Annotated in this window: 20 protein-coding genes and 1 riboswitch; of the genes, 2 read left to right on the top strand and 18 right to left on the bottom strand. The window is 40.5% G+C overall.

The features are described from left to right. Nucleotides 1–7: 7 nt before the first annotated feature. The 18 genes from pstB to pcrA form a co-directional block, all read right to left on the bottom strand. Nucleotides 8–811, bottom strand: a complete 804-nt coding sequence (pstB, locus tag A3GY_RS0102050; RefSeq protein WP_018029735.1) for a phosphate ABC transporter ATP-binding protein PstB — start codon at nt 809–811, stop codon at nt 8–10. Nucleotides 812–823: 12 nt separating this feature from the next. Beyond that, on the bottom strand, nt 824–1,708 hold the full coding sequence (pstA, locus tag A3GY_RS0102045) for a phosphate ABC transporter permease PstA (protein ID WP_018029734.1): 885 nt from the start codon (nt 1,706–1,708) through the stop codon (nt 824–826). Further along, a complete protein-coding gene (pstC, locus tag A3GY_RS0102040) occupies nt 1,698–2,633 on the bottom strand; it encodes a phosphate ABC transporter permease subunit PstC (RefSeq protein ID WP_018029733.1) in 936 nt (311 codons plus the stop codon). Before pstC ends, pstA begins: the two co-directional genes overlap by 11 nt. Nucleotides 2,634–2,642: 9 nt before the next feature. Next, nucleotides 2,643–3,509, bottom strand: a complete 867-nt coding sequence (locus A3GY_RS0102035; RefSeq protein WP_018029732.1) for a phosphate ABC transporter substrate-binding protein PstS family protein — start codon at nt 3,507–3,509, stop codon at nt 2,643–2,645. 231 nt (nt 3,510–3,740) lie between these two features. Next, nucleotides 3,741–4,499, bottom strand: a complete 759-nt coding sequence (locus A3GY_RS0102030; protein WP_018029731.1) for an inositol monophosphatase family protein — start codon at nt 4,497–4,499, stop codon at nt 3,741–3,743. Beyond that, on the bottom strand, nt 4,489–4,767 hold the full coding sequence (locus A3GY_RS0102025; protein WP_018029730.1) for a UPF0223 family protein: 279 nt from the start codon (nt 4,765–4,767) through the stop codon (nt 4,489–4,491). The genes A3GY_RS0102030 and A3GY_RS0102025 overlap by 11 nt, the downstream gene beginning before the upstream one ends. Beyond that, nucleotides 4,760–5,173, bottom strand: a complete 414-nt coding sequence (locus A3GY_RS0102020) for a Spx/MgsR family RNA polymerase-binding regulatory protein (RefSeq protein WP_018029729.1) — start codon at nt 5,171–5,173, stop codon at nt 4,760–4,762. Before A3GY_RS0102020 ends, A3GY_RS0102025 begins: the two co-directional genes overlap by 8 nt. Nucleotides 5,174–5,219: 46 nt before the next feature. Then, nucleotides 5,220–6,152: a bifunctional riboflavin kinase/FAD synthetase gene (locus A3GY_RS0102015; RefSeq protein WP_018029728.1), complete on the bottom strand. Its 933-nt coding sequence runs from the start codon at nt 6,150–6,152 to the stop codon at nt 5,220–5,222. Nucleotides 6,153–6,172: 20 nt separating this feature from the next. Continuing rightward, entirely contained in the window at nt 6,173–7,057 is an 885-nt protein-coding gene (gene truB, locus A3GY_RS0102010; protein ID WP_018029727.1) for a tRNA pseudouridine(55) synthase TruB, read from the bottom strand. Between the two features lie 61 nt (nt 7,058–7,118). Next, complete coding sequence (locus A3GY_RS10515) at nt 7,119–7,424, bottom strand: DUF1648 domain-containing protein (protein WP_408641237.1); 306 nt, start codon at nt 7,422–7,424, stop codon at nt 7,119–7,121. Between the two features lie 84 nt (nt 7,425–7,508). Further along, nucleotides 7,509–8,816 carry a DUF438 domain-containing protein gene (locus A3GY_RS0102000; RefSeq protein ID WP_018029725.1) on the bottom strand — a complete coding sequence of 436 codons (1,308 nt, stop codon included), beginning with the start codon at nt 8,814–8,816 and terminating at the stop codon, nt 7,509–7,511. Continuing rightward, the gene (locus A3GY_RS0101995) at nt 8,816–9,049 is read right to left on the bottom strand and encodes a DUF1858 domain-containing protein (protein ID WP_018029724.1); all 234 of its coding nucleotides are present in this window, start codon (nt 9,047–9,049) and stop codon (nt 8,816–8,818) included. Before A3GY_RS0101995 ends, A3GY_RS0102000 begins: the two co-directional genes overlap by 1 nt. 59 nt (nt 9,050–9,108) lie before the next feature. Next, nucleotides 9,109–9,540, bottom strand: coding sequence for a GNAT family N-acetyltransferase (locus A3GY_RS0101990; RefSeq protein WP_018029723.1), 432 nt, complete (start codon nt 9,538–9,540; stop codon nt 9,109–9,111). A 109-nt stretch (nt 9,541–9,649) separates the two neighbouring features. Beyond that, on the bottom strand, nt 9,650–12,835 hold the full coding sequence (locus A3GY_RS0101985; RefSeq protein ID WP_018029722.1) for an SIR2 family protein: 3,186 nt from the start codon (nt 12,833–12,835) through the stop codon (nt 9,650–9,652). 1 nt (nt 12,836) lies between these two features. Next, the gene (locus tag A3GY_RS0101980; RefSeq protein ID WP_018029721.1) at nt 12,837–14,093 is read right to left on the bottom strand and encodes a DUF2130 domain-containing protein; all 1,257 of its coding nucleotides are present in this window, start codon (nt 14,091–14,093) and stop codon (nt 12,837–12,839) included. 12 nt (nt 14,094–14,105) lie between these two features. Then, nucleotides 14,106–14,591, bottom strand: a complete 486-nt coding sequence (locus A3GY_RS0101975) for an SRPBCC domain-containing protein (RefSeq protein WP_018029720.1) — start codon at nt 14,589–14,591, stop codon at nt 14,106–14,108. A gap of 441 nt (nt 14,592–15,032) precedes the next feature. Further along, entirely contained in the window at nt 15,033–16,316 is a 1,284-nt protein-coding gene (locus A3GY_RS0101965; RefSeq protein WP_026161878.1) for an O-acetylhomoserine aminocarboxypropyltransferase/cysteine synthase family protein, read from the bottom strand. A gap of 141 nt (nt 16,317–16,457) precedes the next feature. Next, nucleotides 16,458–18,734: a DNA helicase PcrA gene (gene pcrA, locus A3GY_RS0101960; protein WP_018029717.1), complete on the bottom strand. Its 2,277-nt coding sequence runs from the start codon at nt 18,732–18,734 to the stop codon at nt 16,458–16,460. 172 nt (nt 18,735–18,906) lie between these two features. After that, nucleotides 18,907–18,991: riboswitch (glycine riboswitch) on the top strand. Between the two features lie 103 nt (nt 18,992–19,094). On the opposite strand from pcrA, the gene A3GY_RS0101955 reads away from it, so the two are divergent. Next, nucleotides 19,095–20,423, top strand: a complete 1,329-nt coding sequence (locus A3GY_RS0101955; protein WP_018029716.1) for an alanine/glycine:cation symporter family protein — start codon at nt 19,095–19,097, stop codon at nt 20,421–20,423. An 87-nt stretch (nt 20,424–20,510) separates the two neighbouring features. Beyond that, nucleotides 20,511–21,698 carry a cation diffusion facilitator family transporter gene (locus A3GY_RS0101950; protein WP_018029715.1) on the top strand — a complete coding sequence of 396 codons (1,188 nt, stop codon included), beginning with the start codon at nt 20,511–20,513 and terminating at the stop codon, nt 21,696–21,698. The last annotated feature ends 6 nt before the right edge of the window (nt 21,699–21,704 follow it).

The following is a 21,704-nucleotide window of genomic DNA, read 5'->3' as shown; positions in this document are numbered from 1 at the left end:
TCAACTCCTATCCAAATCTTCCTGAGACATAATCGCTGGTTGACTGCAATTGTGCATTTTGGAAAATCTTTTTCGTCTTATCGTATTCAATCAAATCGCCCAAGTAGAAGAAAGCTGTATAATCACTAGCCCGCGCCGCCTGCTGCATGTTGTGTGTGACGATAATAATCGTGTAGTTCTTCTTCAGTTCTAGCATGGTTTCTTCCAGCTGCATTGTTGCAATGGGGTCAAGTGCAGAAGCCGGTTCGTCCATAAGCAGAATATCTGGTTTGACAGAAATCGCTCGGGCGATACAAAGCCGCTGCTGCTGTCCTCCAGACAGGGTAAAGGCTGACTTATGCAGGTCATCTTTAACCTGATCCCATAGGGCTGCCTGCCGCAAGGAGGTTTCTACAATTTCATCTAAGGTCTTTTTATCTTTGACCCCTGCTCTCTCATGCGCAAAGGTAATGTTGTCATAGATTGACTTTGCAAATGGATTGGGGCGCTGAAATACCATCCCAATATGCTTACGCATTTCATAGACATTGATATTGGGAGCGTTAACGTCAATCCCTTCATATAGGATTTCTCCTGTGACTTTTGCAATATCGATGGTATCATTCATACGGTTCAAGCTGCGAAGAAAGGTAGACTTCCCGCATCCCGACGGACCAATTAAAGCCGTAATTTTATTTTTTTCAAACTGCATATCAATGCCTTTGATGGCCTCGTTTTCACCGTAATAAACGTGCAAATCTTTGGTTGTCAAGGCTAATTCTTCATTTGGAAAGGTAATGATATGTCTTTCATTCCAGTTATAATCTGACAATATAGTTCTCCTCTAAGCTGAAGTCAATTTCTCATGAAGTTTCTTACCAATATAGCGAGCTGATAAGTTAAAAATCAAAATAAAGATCAGTAAGACTGCCGCACTTCCAGCAGACACTTGTGTTCCGTCAGGAATCGTTCCTTCACTGTTAACTTTCCAGATATGAACAGCCAAAGTCTCTGCTTGGCGGAAAATAGAAATCGGACTAGTAACACTAAGAATATTCCAGTTAGACCAATCCAATGGCGGAGCAGACTGTCCTGCGGTGTAGATAAGAGCAGCTGCTTCCCCAAAAATACGGCCAGAAGCCAGCACGATACCCGTTACAATTCCTGGAAGAGCTTCTGGGATAACCACATGAACAACTGTTTCCCACCGTGAGATTCCCAGTGCCAGACCAGCTTCCCTCTGTGTATGATGTACAGTATTCAGGCTGTCTTCAACATTACGGGTCATCATGGGCAAATTAAAGACGGTCAAGGCCAATGCCCCTGAGATAATGGAGAAGCCATACTGAAACTGAACAACAAAGATTAAGTAACCAAAAAGCCCCACGACAACAGATGGCAAAGAGGACAAAATTTCAATACAGGTTCTAATGAAGTTAGTTAAAGGACCTGCCTTAGCATACTCAGCAAGGTAAATCCCTGCTCCCATCGAAAGCGGAATCGAAATAATCAGCGTAATAATCAGCAGAAAAAAGGAATTATAAAGCTGAATCCCAATACCACCGCCTGCTTGATAGGACGAAGAGCGTCCAGTCAGGAAAGACCAATTCACATGAGGCAAGCCACGAACGAGGATAAAAAGGATCAATGATGCAAGAATAGTAACAATAATTGCAGCAATGGTATAGAGAATCCAGGTGGCAAGTTTATTGATTTTTTTAGCGTGCATAGTTTTTCTTACCCTCTCTTGTGATTAATTTAATAATGGTATTAAAGGCTAAGCTCATGATTAACAGAACCAATGCTAGGGACCAAAGAACATTATTCTGAACGGTTCCCATAACGGTATTTCCAATTCCCATGGTTAAAACCGAAGTTAACGTTGCCGCAGGTGTTGTTAATGAAGTTGGGATAACAGCAGAGTTACCTACTACCATCTGGATAGCCAAGGCTTCACCAAAGGCACGGGCCATTCCAAAGACAATGGCTGTAAAAATCCCTGGACGGGCAGCGTTTAAAATCACACGCCAAATGGTTTGCCAACGAGTAGCCCCCATAGCTAAACTAGCTTCTTTATAGTGACGAGGGACTGCCTTCAAGCTATCAACAGTCATAAAGGTCACTGTTGGCAAAATCATAACAAAGAGGACAAAAACACCAGATAAAATCCCGAATCCTGTTCCCCCAAAAATAGAACGAACGAAAGGAACGACCACTTGCAGACCAATAAATCCATAAACAACCGAAGGAATCCCTACTAAAAGCTCAATCGCAGGCTGCATAATGCGAGCCCCTTTTTTAGGAGATATCTCGGTCATAAAGACTGCTGCACCGATAGCAAAAGGGGTCGCAATCAAGGCAGATAAAATGGTGACAATGAAAGAGCCTAAAATCATTGGGAGGGCTCCTAAGTAAGGATTGCCATCGGGTCCTTTAACACTTGGCTGCCATTCTGTTCCAAAGAGAAACTTCAAAGGATTGATTTTATCAACAAAAAAGGTTGACAATCCTTTTTGGGCAACAAAAATCAAAATCATAGCCACAATAAAGACAATCAGACCCAGACAAAGAAAGGTCAGCGTCTTACCAAATTTCTCTAATCTTGAATTTTTTGAAGGGGTTACTAATTTTTTAGCAAGTTCTTGATTTTTCACAATATCTCCTTATTTAGCTGTCACAGTACCATCTGGCTGCTTCACAACTTTCATATCATTGATTGAAATATAACCCATACTGTCAACCACACCATTTTGAACCGTATCGCTCATCATATATTCCAAAAATTGTTTGGTTAGGCCGGTTGGTTTGCCTTTTGTATACATATGTTCATAAGCCCAAATCGGCCAGTCATTAGTGGCAACATTTTTTGCAGTAGGTGCAAAACCATTGAGGCTGATGGTTTTAACTGAATTGTCCATGTAAGCAAAAGCGAGATAAGAAATAGCTCCCGGTGTTTGAGAAACAATTGACTTAACCATACCGTTTGAGTCCTGCTCTTGACTTTGCTTGGCAGTTTTCCCATCCATAATGACTCCGTCAAAGGTCGCACGAGAACCAGAACTGGCCGCTCGATTGATAATGGAAATGGCTAAGTCCTGGCCACCAACCTGCTTCCAATTGGTGTATTCCCCTGTAAAGATTTTCTGAAGTTGCTCAGTCGTCAGATTGGAAACCTTGACTTTTTTATTAACCACAACAGCCAGACCTGCGACAGCAACTTTGTGATCCACGAGAGCCGAGGCGTCAATTCCATCTTTTTCTTCCGCAAATACATCACTATTGCCAATCTGAACTGCTCCAGATTGCACCTGAGAAAGTCCTGTTCCAGAACCTCCTCCCTGAACATTGATTGATTTGCCCATATTCTCATGACCAAACTCATCAGCTGCTGCTTCTACCAAGGGCTGGAGGGCGGTGGAACCAACAGATGTTATGGACTCTCCTTTATCAATCCAACTAGCACATGCCGATAGGCTCAGTCCCATAAGGGCCGTTAATGCCGTCAATACAACTTTTGAACTCTTTTTCAATTGATGTCTTTCCTTTCAGACTGGAACAAATTTAGAAATCTCTACTATAATAGTTTCAAATAATTTCCTATCTTCAACTATAACATAGTTAGGACCATTTGCAAAGACTTTTCACCCTAAAAGAGATGGCCTTCTGTAAGCGGAACCATCCTCTCTAAACCAAGCGTTTTCCATGCCTTTATATTATACTAAATTAGGAAAAAGGAGGCAAAAAAATAAGACAGGCCTGCCTTATTTCAAATGATGCAAAATTTCAGATAATTTGGCCTTAGGAACAAACATGAGTTCCTGCCTCGTCTTGTAATCCGGGGAGTGACCGTCAAAGTCTCTGATGGTGTATCCCAGCTTTTCTCCCATGATGCTTCCTGCTGCATAATCCCAAGGTGATATGTGCGTAAAATAAGCTAAAAAACGCCCCTCGAGAACACGACTGATACTAATCCCTGCACTTCCTATGCCACGAATCCCCAAGGTTTGCTGTCCAAAATCAGCTATGCCTCTGTAATTCTGGATACACATCCCACTGTTGACCCCAATCAGGGAGCGATTGAAGGGTTTGTCTTCAAAAGAGGTCAGTTCTTTGCCGTTGACTGTGACAGGAAAAAGACCGCCTCCAGAGTATAGTTTGTCTGCCATAACATCGTAGATCAGCCCGAATTGCCCAACTCCTTCTTCATAGTAGGCAATCATGACCGCAAAATCATGTTTCTGGGCAATAAAATTAACGGTTCCGTCGATAGGGTCAAGAACCCAGACATTTCCCTTTGAAATATCCGAAACGACCCCATTTTCCTCACCTAAAAAATCATCCTGCGGATAGCGGTCGCCAATCTTTTGAATCATCAAATTTTGGACATCCCTATCCAAATCCGTTACTAAATCATCAAAGCGACTTTTTTCTTCAATGGCAAAGTCTCCTGCCATCCTTTCTTTGATGAAATTCCCCGCCTCATAGATGACGTCTTTGGCTAATTGAAATTTATTTTCCAAGGGAAATGAATCCTTTCTCATTTTCTCTGGCAGCCTTCACGGTCTGGTAGGTAGAATAGCCGCTAACCTTTTCAAAGTCACGGTCAATCTGCTTTTCCTGACTCTTGCTTTTAACAACTGTTTTATAGGATTTATACTGTCGCAAGATTTCTTCTGCTGAAACCTTCTCTTCGTAGGCTTTTTCTACCGTATTCAAAAAAGAAAGCACTGAGGCAATTTCATCAGTGCTCCAAGATAAATCTAATGGATAAGCATAGTTCTTAAGCATCTATATCCTCAATTTCAGCTCTTATCGTTGCTTGACGAAGTTCTTGTTTTCGATAATCTCTTGATAGGAAAGCACGGATTTCATCTTCGTTGAAACCGATCTGCATCCGTTTCCGATCCATGATGATCGGCCGGCGTAAGAGACTTGGGTTTTCGGCAATTAACGTGATTAACTCTGATACAGACAGTTCATCAATGTCAATATTTAATTTTTGGAATACTTTAGATCGTGTTGAAATAATATCTTCTGTACCGTTCTCAGTAAAAGATAGGATGGCTACCAGCTCCTCTTTGTTTAATGGACTGGTAATAATATTATGCTCCTGAAATGCAACATCATGTTTTTCTAGCCATGCCCTAGCTTTTCGGCAGCTTGTGCAGCTGGGTGATAGAAATAAGGTAACCATTTATTTCGCCCCTTTAATAATCTCGAACTCCATTATACAAGATTTTTCAGGACTTGACTATGTTTTTTCTGTAATTTAATGCAATTTCTTTATCCGCTTTTAATTCCGCAATTAAATCATCAATCCCATTGAATTTAACCATGTCTCTAATCTTAGACAGCCAAAGAATCTCAATAGTCTCTCCATAGATGTCCCTCTCAAAATCAAAGATATTGGCTTCCAATCTCAGCTCGGTACCGCCAAAGGTGATATTCTTGCCCACACTGGTCATCGACCGATAGCGTCGGCCTCCGACAAGAACATCTGCTACATAAACACCGTCTGCCGGTAAATGCGTTCGATCAATAGGAGCCAGATTGGCAGTTGGAAAGCCGATTGTCCTGCCGCGGGCATCCCCATGGACAACAATTCCGCGCGTCGAAAATTCATACCCCAGCAAGTCATTCACTTGAGCGACTTCCCCCTGTTTAATCAGCTTGCGAATACGCGTTGAACTGATTTTTTCACCTTGATAGGTCACTTCAGGCACTGTGATAACTTGGCCGTCAAAATTACGTTCCAGATAGTCTGAGTTGGTTTTGTTATGGCCAAATTTATAGTCAAATCCGATGACAACAGCCTTAGCATTCAGTCCCTTGATAAAGTGATTGATGAAGTCATCAGAGGAGATTTGCGAAAAAGCTGATGTAAACTCGGTCAAATAAAGCTGGTCCACACCGTATTCTTTGAATTTGGCAAAGCGTTTTTCGGGGTAATTGATATGATTCAGAAGTTCTGGCTTAAAACGAGAAAATGCCAACTGAGGCGACTCTGGAAAAGTCAAAACGGCTACCTTCAATCCCTTTTGACGGGCTAGTTTTTGGGCTCTCTCAAAAAGCACCTTATGGCCTCTGTGCAAGGCATCAAAATAGCCTAAAACAAGAACAGTCTCCTCTGTATGTTGTAGGGGCTGTTCCTTATTGATGTTGATGATTTTCATATATTAACTTTCTAAGTGTGTCAGATAAAGACTTTTCGGGGCTTGTAACGATCGGCTCTCTTTTCGAGAATAGCAACCAGACGATTGTCAAAAAAAGCTGCCAGTTCTGCCGCCTCTTGTTCCAATTGAATGAAGCGTCCATGAGCAACGGCTTGCAGCTGGCTGCTGTTAAGCTTGATGCTAGTCAAGTCGCTGACTCCCTTCTCAATAGGTAAGAGAAAGGAAAAATCGGCGTTTGCAACCTTTTCTTCTATTTCTGCCAAGGTCAGCGCCTCTTCAAGGTAAAGTCCTGATGAAGAAGTTCGTGTCAGCTGCGACATATGGCTGGGAAAACCGAGCTTTTCTCCCAGATCTACTGCTAAGGTTCTGACATAGGTCCCCTTGCTGCAGGCTACTTCAAACTGAAAACGGCAGGTCTCGTTTTCAAAAGTTAAATCACTGATTCTTTTAAAGGAATGGATAGTTATCTGGCGGCTTGGCCGTTCAACCGTCTGGCCGGCACGCGCATACTCGTATAATTTTTTTCCGTTCACTTTCACCGCTGAATACATGGGCGGCGTTTGGGTGATATTCCCCAGAAAGGTCGTCATGACCTGATCAATAGCTTCTAAGCTGAGTTGGTTTTGGTCCACTGATTTTTTAGAAACCAATTGACCGCTGGCATCTTCTGTTGTGGTCGCATAACCAAGAGTGACCTCTCCTTGATAAACTTTGCCAGCTTCAGTCATAAATTCCAGAATTCTGGTTGCTTTTCCTACCGCAATAGGCAGGACACCAACGACATCGGGATCAAGAGTGCCCCCATGTCCGATTTTCTTTTCTCCCAGTATTTTTCGCAGTTTAAAAACGGCATCATGAGATGTCATTCCTGCTTCTTTTTTTAAATTGATAATTCCTGAAATCATAAGTTTAATTATACCATAGATTGCCCTTATCAGAGAAAAAGAACTCTCCTGGGAGAATTCTCTAAACGACAGCAATTATATAAATGAAACTGTAATATACAACACTTAGCAGAGGTATGCCCCATACCAAAAGATAAAAGAGCTGGAGTGTCCTTTCTTTGCCATCGTGTCCGATGCTATAAAGCACCAACAGATGGAGGCCTAAAAATAAGAAAGGCAAAAGATATACCACCTGAGATTTACTGCTAAAACCGTCCGCAACTAACCAAAAGAAATGCACAGCCAGCCGATTAGGAAGCCAAAACCATAGAATCGAACCTAAAATCCAAGGGAAAACGGGGATAGTTAGAGACGACCAAAGAGCCATGCGCTTTGATACAAACATGGGAACCACCTTCTTTCGCCATCATTATAATCGATTGCCTATTAGCAATCAAGCTCTATCAGAGACTCAAAGATCTCGCTTCGTATCGCCGTCTAATTCAAAAAAGCCTTGAATGTCTTGGACATATTCTAGAACACCTTGAAAATCACCTTGTTCATCACGGACAGCTGCATAGGTGACGTGAACAAATTTCCCCAGACTTTTAGATTTAAACCACATCACCACCTTGTCTTTCTCACCGCTCTTTAAGAGCTGAAAAATATGTTTGACCTTATCCAAAACTTTGGGAGGATGACAAAGATCCACATGGCGGCCAATCTGGCTTGGCGTCCGCTTAAATATCATTTCCTGAGCTGGGACACTGTCATTATAATATTGGAAAAGATCATCCTTATTAACAAAAGTGATTTCTAATGGAAGATGATTGAGAATTAAATTGGCCTGCTCTGGTGAGAGGTACCCGTGGCCCATAGGAAGTGGGTCAGAAGAAGTGACCATTTCAGATGATGTTGCTTTAGGGGTAAAGGTAATGGTCAGCTGCCCCTGGTCAGTTTCAATAACCTGCGTTTTTGTTTGACGCTCTGTTTCACTTTCCAAAAAACTTTGACGTTTAGGGACCCACTCAGCTGTCGGTGCAACAATAGCATAGCCGTAGGCATCGCTTTCTGCTGCCACAGCCAGCCAATCATCTTGTGAGAAAGTTTCCAGAAGAATCATGAGTAAAATTGATTCTTCTTTAAAAATCATTTCTTCGAATTCATGGGCGAAGGTCTCGAATTTATCCGACAGGTCTTGAATAGAGCCGCTAGGCAGTTCATCTAACGCTGCCTGAGCTTCTTTGAAAAGCTGACGAATCTCGTCGTCCACTCCCCACATCACCTTGGGTGGAGCATCATGACCGTAGCGCTCCATAATGGGAAAGAAAAGCTTTTCCTTCCGTGTGTAGTGCTTCTCGAATTGCCCCAAAAGACTAAATTGATGGCGGAGTCCCTTGCTAATATCCTCTTTAAAGGATGCACTTTCAGGTTTAGCCAGATTCTCCAGCAGCCTTCTGATTCGAAGGAGAGCCGCTCTAAGCGCTAAATTTTCCTGCTTAAAGACATAGACCGGATGTCCTTCTTGATCTGCGTCTGCCACTTCTACATTTTGGACAGCTCCTTTAAAAAGATTGGCGTGGACATTACAAAGCTTCATGACATCTTCAAAGGTTACTCCCGTATCAGCCGACATCAGTTCATGCTCCATGAGACTGATTTCCATCGCTGAAACACCTGTAAAATGCTCTTCAAAGCGCTCCTGAACACTTTCTGGCGAGGCCCCTCGATGGAGTTCCAGTAAAATATCTTTTAAAATGTCAATTCTTTCATCTACCATCATTTGTCTCCAATCACTTCATAGCCATTAAAAATCAAGGTTCTCTTGATGTCATCAAGTGGAATACCTGCCATCTTTGAACCCGTTTTCAGGCTGGTAACCTTACCAACTGTATTGAGCATCGCCGGATTAGCCAAAGGTTTAAAGCCCAGGTCAATGAGCAGTTCCTTGATTTCTGGATGTTCTTTTAAAACTTCTGCTACAGGCTTTGATAAATCGATTATGTTATTCATCAGACCGCCTCACCTCCAAGATTTGATTTAACATTATAGTCCCTGAAACAAATCATCTACTAACTCAACTCCAAAGCAAAGCCGTAGCTTGCCTGTTTGAAACCGTAGTTTTGATAGAACTGATGCGCCTCGTTGCGTTCATCTCTAATGCCACTATTCAGCGCTAAGGCACAGGCCCCTTCTAGGTGGGCGACCTCCTTCACGTGATCGATTAAAGAAGTCGCGACTCCTTGATGACGGTAGCTTTTTCCGACAGCCAAGGCAAGAATGCGATAATAAAACCCATCACGTTCAAAAAAATACATTTTTGAAAAACCAATAAAACCAACGACCTGATCATCAAGAAGAGCTACTTGTAACTGATAATTAGGCTGCTTCAACAAATGACTTAAACGCTTTTCTAATGACCTTTTATCTGTTGGATAGCCTAAATCAACATACAAGGGCAGCAGTTTCTTGAGGTCAGAAGGCTGATAATGTCTGATTTCCATAAGAATCACTCCTTCAGGGCTTCAAATTTCGCTTTCATTGTCGGGTTTTTGCGGGTTAGTTTTTTAACGGAAAAATATTTAAATAATTACACATATTTTCTAAAAACTTTTATGAATTTAATTTACTGATAAGATTTTGTATTTCTTCTATTTCCGGCGGAGGACAATTTTTCTGTCTTTGAACAATATGTAATATTTCTTTTCTTTCTTCTTTCGATAATGACTTGATAATATGTTTGATATTATCTAAATAATAGTAGTCCTTTTCTAACTTATCATTCTCCAACAACATCAAAAAATATTGTTTTATTATTGAAAAATATTTGGGACTTCCTTGTTTTAATAAATAATTTATTCTATGTGATGACAACTTATATTTATATCTTGATACTAAATTTTTGAGTTCCTCAATGAATTCGGACAATCTATTGTGATTGACATTTTCCCTATACAATAAATTAGAAATAGTTTCTAAATAGTTTACTGTTGAATTGTGGTTAAATAATTCCAATAGCCACTGTTTTGAGAATTGAAACTCATGTTCTTCTGTAAAGATAATATTTATCATCATGGCATAATTATTTTGCGATAATTCAACAGTTTCTTTTGTCGGGTCTATGAATTCCAAAGCAACCATATAAACTTTACTAAGAATTTGATTATCTTCAATTTTTTGATTTAAAAGTTCTTTAATAACATCTATAAAAATTTCAGCCGCTTCTGAAGTCAATATGGAATGGTAATATGTATACCCTAAGAACGTATGATATGTTATATTTAATTTCATAACATCATCATATTCGCTTATTAAAGCACCTTGTACAATCTCTTTGTAATTCGAATCCTTAATTTCATTTACCTTCAGAACTACCTGGGGACTGTACTCTGAATGATTAATAATTAAAGAAATTAAACACTGTAAGTAAGAACCTAATTCACTATTTATAAAATGAAATATATCTAATCGTTTATTATCATCTCTCAAAGTTGAAAGTTTATTTGGGTCAACAGTGAGTAATTTTTCAAAAATTGATTGTTCAGCATCCTGTTGAGTTATAAAGTATTTAAAGAATTTTTCATCATTATCATCAAAAGACTCATTATCAAATTTCTCTAAATATTTTTCCTTTACAAAATTTTTTAGTTCTTCTGAAACTTCTGATGAAATAATAATTTCTGTATAAAGGCGCTTAAATTTTGAAAATAATTTTTCAATATGATTTTTTAGTAAATTCGAAACCTTTTCAGACAATTCATTTGAATTTTTTAAGACACTAATTAAAAAATTCTCTGTCTCTCTTACAGTCTCTTCTTCTAAGAATGAAGAACGTCTTTGTTCATCCTCCGAGTTCACTAAAATATCTAATAATTCAGATTCTTTATACTCTATTAGCATCTCTTGAGTTATAAACGAAAACTGTGAAACAAAACCACCCTCCATCGAGTAAATCATATTTCGATACGTTTTTTCTGGAATCTCTTTATCGATAATACCTTTGTGTTTATTAACAAATGTATTTAACTCTTCGCCAAAGTGAATATCAGAGAAATCAATATACTCGATTAATTTATTAACTAAGGTTTGATTCAAACCAGTCTCGTTATCAAACTGAACTAGCAGCTTTTGAACCAATCTTGTATCTAACAACTCATCAGGAACTTTTACTAGAAAACTCTCACCTTCAAGAAATAGCCTATTTGTCTTCACAAGCTGATAAAATAGCTCAATATTTTCATTTTCCTCTTGCAAATGCTCAAATGAATAATATCTATATTTTTGTGAATTGTTTATTACGTTCACCATTTTTTCTATATTGACTGGATTTAAATTCACTTCAAGTTCACTATCATCTTCAATATATAAATAGTTATCATTTCGCTCGAAAGTATTTACAAACCAATAACCTAATAAGGTACTATCCTGATTAAAACTAGAGTTAATAACATCACTATCTTCAGATATAACTTCTCTTAGTTCATTCAATTTTTCATTATTAAAAATAGTTTTTTCTATCGCTCGATTATAAACGACGTACATATCGTCCATATAACAATTTTGACTTCCTTGGATAATAATGGAATAAATTTTCTCCCAATCATCCTTGCTTAATTTTTCAATATTTTTAGAAATAAATTTCCAAAATAAAGGAAAAGAGCCTGATTTTATTTGCTTTATTGTTTCGCCTTGAAAGATTCCACCTAATAACAAACTATTTAACTGAGGATTGTCAATTTCAATAACTCTATGGATAAGGGAAGATAAGTAGTTTGAATCACTCGAAATACTATCTAATGATTTGTTATATGTTTCTTGAGCAGCTAATGGATTTAACAGTTTTTTCCAATCTATATGAAATTCATGAATTCCTAATTCTTTGTTAATATCGCTAACTAATTTCTCAGTAAAAACTGGCAAGTCTTCAAATTTATCCCCAAACCAAATAATCTGTGTATGATTTTCTGAATTAAAGAAATTTTCAACAATTGTTTTATAATGTTCATCAACTTTTGAATTCGATGACTTTTCTTCCTTCATTAAAGCATAATTTTTACTACCTTCATGAAGTAATGACAATATCTCATCTTCTTCCAAACCTGCTCCAATAAACAATACAGTTGGTCTAGTGTTTTTAAACCATTTAACTAAATCATTATAATTTTTTCTATTTCTTAAGTACGTTTGAGAATAATCTGCTGATGAACTAACAAAATACTTGACATCACAATCAGGAGTTCCATGAATATGTAAAATATCACCCGGAAATAAGTTTCCTTTTTTTATTTTCTGAAACTCATTTAAATCATTTACTGTCTTTACTGTATTTTTCAATAATTTAAAGTGATTTTCAATCTCATAATCATAATTTGATGTTATCAAAATAGCATTCAGACTAGCGAGATGTTGCAATGTTGGATTAACAGTTGAATATGGTAGCAAATTCTTAAAATAAGCTTTTTCGAAGTCAAGTCTACGATTCTCGAAATCGTTCTCAAAAATAATTTTTAACTCTTGATTTACTAACTCCACTTTACGTTTATTACTAATATCAGATTTACTTAGTATTAAATCAAATATTTTTATTTGCTCAATTCCAATATTCCTATTCTTACTTTCCGCAAGTACTTGACCTTGCCAATATTTAATGAGATGATCCACATAATTATTCCAATTGGGATATCCTTGTGAAATAGAAACTCCCGCACCAACAAAAATAACTAGTTTTTGTTGTTTTATAGCTTCACTCAAATCAGTTACCAGTTTCTTATATGAAGAATCCATAATCTGCTCGTTCATATTATTCCCCCTTCAACTCCTCAAACTTGGCTTTCATGGTGGGGTTGTTGCGGGTGAGTTTTTTGACGGAAACATCATCCAATTTGTTGTTGGCCAGGCGGAGCTGGTTTTCGCTGGTAGTCAGGAAGCGTTTGACTTCCTCCATGCGTTTGATGGCCTTGTCGATTTCATCAATGGCTTTTTTGAAGTTGGTAGATGCGGAATTGTAGTTCTTGGCAAAGGCATTTTTGAAGACTTCCAAATCTTCCTCAAAGTGGGTAATGTCAATGTTTTGCTCGCGAATCAAGGCCAATTCCTGCTTGTACTGGAGGCTATTGAGGGCAGCATTGCGCAAGAGACCAATCAGCTGGATAAAGAACTGAGGGCGGATGACATACATCTTTTCGTATTCGTGGCTGACATCAACAATACCTGTGTTAAAGTAGTCATTATCAGCCTCTAGCATGGTCACCAGAACCGCATACTCGCACTTCTTCTCACGGCGATCCTTGTCCAATTCCTTATAAAAATCACTGTTTTTATGCTTGGTTTTGGTTGTATCGGCTTCATTTTTCATCTCAAACATGATGGATAGAATCTCAACCCCATTGTCATCAGCTTCACGAAAAATAAAGTCTCCCTTAGAACCAGAAGCAGACGACACCTCATTATCCTTGCCAAAATAAGCATTCGGAAAGGCATAAGAACGAACTTTGTTGAACTCACTTTCTGCATAAGCTTCTAAGCTCTCGCCGATGGCCTTGGTCGATTGCTGCGCCTTGAAATTTTTATAAAATTCAACTTGCTCATTAGCAGCCTTAAGCTGTACTTCGTAATCGCTGCGCACTGCAGCCAAGGATAATGCTGATTCCTTTTCCTGCACCACCAATTGATTTTGCGCCTCATCGCGCTCCTTTTCAATCTGAGCAAGGGTCTTTTGCAGCTGATTTTCATGCTCCAAACGCAGCTTGTCCACTTGATTTTTCAGACTCTGCACTTCCTTATCCTTGTCAGACAAAGCATTAGCCAGTTCCAACGCATTCTTATCGGATAACTTATCCAACTCAGCCCTTAACTCGGCAATCTCCTTATCCTTATCATTGAGATTAGCCTGCAAGTCATTCTTTGACTTTTCTTGTAAAAGTTGAGTTTCTCGCTCTAGACGCTCATGAATCTCTTTTTCAAACTCTGCTCCTCGCACCTGAGCCAAAAGCTGACTGTATTCTGTTTCGTTAATCGTAAAAACTGTCCCGCAGTGGGGGCATTTGATTGTATTCATAATCACCTCATTCTAGTTGCCGTCACCGATGTGGGATTGAACATAACTTTCCCACTTCTGTTGAAGTTTTTTCACCTCTGGAAGTTTTTCTCCATTCAGGAGATGGGACAAACACTCATTTTGAACGAGCCAGCCTGCCATATCCTTGGAAGGTGTGGAAAATTCATTGCCAAAATGTTTCGGAATCCTTTCTTCAAAAACCAGCTGACTGCCTCGGGCTATTTCCTCAATTGTAAAGGTGATCGTTGCACCAGCCCAGTCGTAAGCGATTTGCCTTTGCGGACTGTAAGACCGAACAGTCATTTCTTCTCTAAAATCTGCCATTTCAAAAACAAGGACTTTTTGGTCGGCCCGATCCTCGATTTTCAACTCTGGAAACCACTTTGCAAAACCCGAATTGGTGGCGATTAACTGCCAGACTTCATCTACATTCTCATCTACTTCGTATTGTATTGATAAGTTATAAAACTGATCTTTAGATGCTATGTTTATTTTCACAGGATGTCCCTTCTTTTTACAGCTATTGTATTCCTATTATAGCAAAAAATAAAACAACTTAGACAGCTCTTTTCACTCTGAGTTGCTAAGTTGTTTTACTGGATAGACATTTTAGGAATACGCCCTTTGCCAAAATGTTTTCCCTTCTGCCGTTAAGGCTTTGGGGTCTTCCATAGGCAAAAAATGCGTTGTTTTCTTCCGTTTTTTGACAGTCAGTCTCTTAATGACTTGGGCATTTTTTCGACTTGACGGAAAAATTCCGACCACATTCAATTAATTTCCTGATTCAGACAAAAGCAGGTCTTGTCTATTCAAGACTTCCAACAATTCGTTTGGAGAAGAAGCCGTTAAAAGTCTATCTTTGATTTGTTCTAGTGAAAATCCAAGCCTTTTAAATAGAACATGAAATAAAACGAAGTCAGATTCCCCAAGCTTTTATCTCTAATCCAGCACTTGAAGAGCAAGCCTTAGGTCCTCAATCAAATCCTCGGCATTTTCCAGCCCGATAGACAAACGAATTTGATTTGGAGTCACTCCGCAAGCCGCTAAATCTTCCTCTGATAATTGTGCATGTGTCGTTGTCGCAGGATGAACAACCAATGATTTAGCATCGGCCACATTAGCAAGGTTTGAAAAGATCTCTAATTGATCAATCACCTGTCTTGCTTCTTCACTTCCCCCTTTAACATGGAAGGTAAAGATGGACCCTGTTCCTTTAGGCAGGTATTTTTGAGCTAACTGATAGTAAGGGCTGGAGGGTAAACTCGGGTAGTTGACCAGCTCAACCTTGGGATGATTGTCTAAAAAAGCAACAATCTGCTTAGTGTTTTCAATATGGCGCTCAACACGAAGAGAAAGTGTCTCTAACCCCTGCAGAAGCAAAAAAGCATTGAAAGGTGACAGGGCTGCGCCCATATCCCTCAGCAGCTGAACCCTCACTGCCGTAATAAAGGCAGCGGCACCGACATCTCTCGTGTAACTCAAGTGATGATAAGAAGGATCCTCGTCAACAAATTGAGGGAATTTCCCTGAAGCCTCCCAGTCAAACTTCCCGCTATCAACAATAACTCCTCCGATACTGGTTCCGTGCCCGCCAATAAACTTGGTTGCTGAATGCACGGAAATATCAACACCGTGTGAGAAGACATTGATCAGATAAGGAGTGGCAAAGGTGTTGTCTGCCACCAAAGGAAGCTGATGGCGATGTGCTATTTCAGCCACTTTTTCAATGTCAGGAATATTGATTAACGGATTCCCCAACGTTTCAATCAAAACGAGTTTCGTTCGATCTGTGATAGCCGCCTCAAGCTCATCCACTTGCTCAACATCTACAAAAGTCGTTGTGATGCCGTAACGCGGCAAGGTTTCTTTTAAAAGATTGAAAGTCCCGCCGTAGAGGGTGGTAGCTGCAACAATGTGATCTCCAGCATACGCCAAAGCTAAAATGGTATAGGTAATGGCTGCCATGCCTGAGGCAGTTGCTAAAGCGCCAATTCCATTTTCAAGAGCCGCCACTCTTTCTTCAAAAACGGCAACCGTCGGGTTAGTAATCCTCGTGTAGATATTGCCCGCTTTTTTCAATGCAAAAAGGTCTTCTGCCTCCTGAGCATCATCAAACACATAAGATGTCGTCTGGTATATAGGCACCGCCCGAGATTTTGAAGCTGGGTCGACTTCCTGACCAGCGTGCAATTGCAAGGTTTCAAAGTTAAGTTCTCTAGTCATCATTTATATCCTCCGTTGCCTACCATTGTAACTAAAAATGAGGCAATTGACTAATATCTATTTTTTATCGACTCCATAGTTTTAAACTATAACTAAGACGCTCATATCCCAAATCCACTAAAAAAGACGACTAGGGATTTCCTAATCATTTGTCTTTTTTTCAATCGGTGCCACGCTAGCCAATAATTTTTTAAGACCTATTTCAGGGAATTTAATTTTTAGCTCCTGGGTCTGACCCGTTCCTGAAACCTCTAAGACCGTGCCTGCTCCCCACTTTTTATGGTAAGCGACATCACCAATCTGCCAGTCTATCAGTTCCTTCTCAGTTGAAGCTGCCAACTGAGAAAAGCTTTGCGGACTGGCGGCTGTTTTGCGAGCCTGCAGAGCCTGAGCCAAACTCATCCCTTGACCAAAGCTCGTTTCTTTTCCACTAGTATAACTGGCTTTGAAAGCTGTCCGCGAAGGTCTGGCTAACCCTTCGTAGGCAAGCAGATCCTCGGAAATTTCCTTGATAAAACGGCTCGGACGATTATAATTAGTTCGTCCGAACAAGGTTCTAGCGTTCGCATTCGTCAGATAAAGAACTTCTTCTGCCCGTGTAATACCTACATAGGCTAAGCGACGTTCCTCCTCTAAGTCATCTGCTTCTTCGGTCGAACGCGTTAACGGAAAAACACCTTCCTCCATGCCAATTAAGAAAACAATCGGAAACTCCAGCCCTTTAGCCGCATGGAGAGTCATGAGCGTTACTTCTGCCGCCTCACTATCGGCATCATCCGTATCCGCAATCAGAGCTAAATCATTGAGAAAACGGCTCAGCCTTTCCAGTCCGCTTTCACCTTCTGGACCATCATCTTCAGCTTCATCAAAATTTTTCGTTACAGACAAAAACTCTTCAATATTTTCAATCCGAGCTTCACTCTCTAAAGTCTTTTGAATCTGCAGGGCTTCTAAGTAGCCTGATTGATCAAGCAGAGCCTCGGTCAGTTCAGTCAGACTTAAGCGATCCAACTGATCCCGAAGGTTTAAGACCATATTTCCCAGAGCGTAAACCGCCTGAGCTGCCTTTCCTTTAATAGGAGCCATCATGATATTAGCAGAAGCCTCCAGTAAACTCATATCTTGGAGATTGGCAAATTGTCTGATTTTCTCAAGCGTTCCGGGTCCAACACCTCGCTTAGGTTCATTGACAATTCTTTCAAAAGAAATGTTGTCATTGCTGTTGGCAACCACATTCAGATAGGCAATAACATCGCGAATTTCCTTACGACTGTAAAACTTTGTTCCCCCAACCATCGTGTAGGGAATATTAGACTTGAGCAACGCCTCCTCAATCGTACGAGATTGGGCATTGGTTCGATAAAGTACCGCAAAGTCTTTAAAACGCCGTCCTGTTTCGCCCACCAGCTGATCAATGATCGAAGCCACAAAAATCGCTTCTTCGGTCTCATTCCGACCAGTATAATAGATAATCTGTTGCCCGTCATCATTTTGTGTCCACAGCTTTTTATCACGGCGATTGCGATTATTCTTAATCACATCGTTAGCTGCCTGGAGGATCTTCTTGGTTGATCGGTAATTTTCTTCCAAGAGGACCACTTTTGCTTCTGGATAATCCTTCTCAAAATCAAGAATATTCTGCATATCAGCGCCTCGCCAACCATAAATAGACTGGTCAGCATCCCCGACCACGCAGATATTTTTAAAGCGTGATGCTAGGAGCTTTACCAACTGATACTGAGCATGATTGGTGTCCTGATACTCATCCACATGGATATATTGATAACGTTGCTGATAATAAGCTAAAACATCAGGATGTTCATCAAAAAGCCTCAGGGTCAGCATGATCAAATCGTCAAAGTCCATGGCTTCACTGCGCCTCAGCTCTTCTTGATAAAGTTTATAACACTTGGCCACAATCTGACTGTACATATCCGCAGCCAGACCTTCATAGGCCACCTCGTCAAGCAAATCATTTTTAGCATTGGAGATGGTTCCTAAAATGGCACGTTCATTCCACTTTTTCGGATCGAGGTTTAACTGCTTGAGAATCCGTTTCATTAGCGTGCGCTGCTCTCCGGGATCCACAATGGTAAAATGACGATTATAACCAATATGATCTCCTTCGCGCCGCAAAATTCTCACACACATGGAGTGAAAAGTGGCAATCAAGGTATCCTGAGTAGCCGGATTAAGGGCCATAGCCCGCTCACGCATTTCACGTGCCGCCTTATTGGTAAAAGTAATGGCAAGAATATTCCAAGGATTTACCATTTTTTCATCAATTAAATAGGCAATACGGTGGGTTAAAACCCGTGTTTTTCCTGAGCCGGCACCAGCCATAATTAAAAGCGGACCTTCTGTCGTTCTCACCGCTTCACTCTGTTTCTCATTCATTCCATTTAATAAAGGATGCATCATTTCTCCTCACCTAACCATTCAACTCCAAAATTATACCATTTTTAAGACCCGAACAAAAGCTGAAACAGTTTTAAAAATTTTCAGAAAATATTGACAAAGCAGTCATTCTTTTATATTATAGAATCGTTAATAAATATACCGGATGATGCTATTAGGAGAACTGATAGACGGACGGACTTCTGGAGAGACCTTAACGGCGCCGAAGGGGCAAGGCAAACGCTCAAACTCTCAGGCAAAAGGACAGAAGATGAGGATAGTTAGCCTTTTTGCAATTATTTCTTATCCCTATACTCTGGAGGTCTCGTTTCTAGGAAACAACCTCCTTTTTTAGTCTCCGGTTTAGTAGGAGATTTTTTTATGTTGACCTTTTTCAAAACGCTGGACAGTTTTGTCTGGGGACCGCCCTTGCTCATTCTTTTGGTCGGGACAGGTATCTATCTCAGCCTACGCTTGGGATTGCTGCAAGTCTTCAAATTACCTCTGGCGTTCAGGCTCATTTTTACAGAAGACAAAGGAGAAGGCGATATTTCCAGTTTTGCCGCTCTTGCAACTGCTCTGGCAGCCACTGTCGGAACAGGAAACATCGTCGGTGTTGCCACCGCCATTAAAACGGGAGGTCCTGGCGCACTTTTTTGGATGTGGATTGCCGCTTTCTTTGGTATGGCAACAAAATACGCCGAAGGATTGCTGGCCATTAAATACCGAACCAAGGATGCCAATGGTGAAGTGGCCGGAGGCCCTATGCACTATATTTTAAATGGTATGGGACAAAAATGGAGACCTCTGGCCATTTTCTTTGCCTTTTCAGGTATTTTAGTAGCCTTTCTGGGAATCGGTACCTTTTCACAGGTCAACTCCATTACGGACTCACTCCAAAACAGTTTTAACTGGTCTCCTAAAATCGTCAGTATCTTAATCGCTATCATTGTCGGTCTCATCATTTTCGGTGGCATCCAGTCCATTTCAAAAGTATCCGAAAAGCTGGTTCCCTTTATGGCAGCAGCCTATATTTTAGCAGCACTGACTGTTATCGCTTTGAATTACAAGAACATTATTCCTGCAATCCAACAAGTCTTCTCTGGAGCCTTCACAGGAACTGCAGCCGTTGGCGGATTTGCTGGTGCCCTTGTCAAAGATGCTATTCAAAATGGTATTGCCAGAGGTGTCTTTTCTAATGAATCTGGTCTAGGCTCCGCCCCTATTGCTGCAGCAGCGGCCAAAACCAATGAACCTGCGGAACAGGGGCTGATTTCTATGACAGGAACTTTTATTGATACGATTATCATCTGTACCTTGACCGGACTGGCCATCCTAGTCACCGGAAAATGGACAGTCAGTGGACTTGAAGGAGCCCCGCTGACACAGTCAGCCTTTGCGACTGTCTTTGGCAATGTAGGTGTTCTCGTTCTGACCGTCTGCTTAGTCTTGTTTGCCTTTACAACGATTCTGGGCTGGTCTTATTACGGTGAACGCTGTTTTGAATTCTTATTCGGAACCAAGTACCTGTCTCTTTACCGCTCCATTTTTATTCTTATGGTCGCTTTAGGTGGCTTCTTAGAGCTGAATCTCATTTGGACGATTGCTGATATTGTTAACGGTCTGATGGCTATTCCTAATCTCATTGCCCTCCTAGCCCTCTCCCCCGTTATTATTTCAGAAACCAAACATTACTTTGAAAAACATTAAAGCATTAACTCACCAGTCAGAACTGGTGAGTTTTGACTTTTGAAGAAAGATGCTATAATAGTCTTATTATTTTCCAAAGGAGATTCTATGTCAACTCCCCAAGCTAATTTAAAACTGGCAAGGCGTGGTCCTATCGTCAGCATCTCTGTCTACCTACTGCTAGCTTTGGCCAAGCTCATTTCTGGGCATTTTGTTCACTCGGCCTCACTAATCGCCGATGGCTTCAACAACATCTCCGATATTATCGCCAATCTCACCATTTTAATCGGTCTTTATCTGGCTAGTCGGCCAGCAGACAACGACCACCGCTTTGGGCACTGGAAAATCGAAGATTTAGCCAGCCTGATAACCTCCTTCATCATGTTCACTGTTGGTTTTCAGGTTTTGATTGAAACCGTCAACCGACTTGTCAAAAACAATCAGACAGCAATCGATCCAATCGGAGCCTGGGTGGGAGCCGCTTCTGCACTGTTAATGTATGGTGTTTATCTCTACAATAGAAGACTTTATAAAGAAACCAATTCTGCAGCCTTAAATGCGGCCGCTAAAGACAATCTTTCGGATGCGGCCACATCTCTGGGAACTTCTCTTTCAATCCTAGCCAGCGCTTTTAATTTCCCTATTGTCGATAAGATAGCAGCAATCATTATTACTGTCTTTATCCTCAAAACTGCCTATGATATTTTTGCTGCCAGCGCCTTCAGTTTATCCGATGGCTTCGATGAGATTCAGCTGCAAGCTTATGAAAAGGCTATTCTTGAGATCCCCGAAATCTATGCGGTCAAATCCAAACGCGGCCGTACCTATGGCAGCAATGTCTTTTTAGATTTGGTTTTGGAAATGAACCCCGATTTATCGGTTTATGAAAGCCATGCGATTACCGAAGAAGTTGAGAAGCTCCTCCAGAACAACTTTAATGTCTATGATATTGACATCCACGTAGAGCCCGCTCCCATTCCTGAAGACGAAATCTTTAATAATGTCTTTCGCAAACTTCATCACTTTGAAAAAACGCTCCAAACACCATCCCCTGACAGGGAGGAGCTGATTTCTGAAAATTTATTATTTATCGGTCAAGAGGGTCAGAAAAGTCCTCAAGCCTTTCTAAAACAGCAAGAAACATTAAGCCATTCTCTGCAGGCTTTTACAGTTATTTCTGTCAGTCAAAAGTCGAAACTCGTTTCTTACGAATCAGACAACTATCGTCACACCAGTTTATGGCGCCGCAACAAGGACTGGGCCCTCATTTTCCATCAAATCACACCAAAAAAATAAGTCCTT

Origin of the sequence: Streptococcus ferus DSM 20646, assembly GCF_000372425.1 — a bacterium.
In the GTDB taxonomy this organism is placed as follows: Bacteria; Bacillota; Bacilli; order Lactobacillales; family Streptococcaceae; genus Streptococcus; species Streptococcus ferus.
Note: the sequence above shows the minus strand (reverse complement) of the source record. Positions and strands in the feature narration are given on the sequence as shown.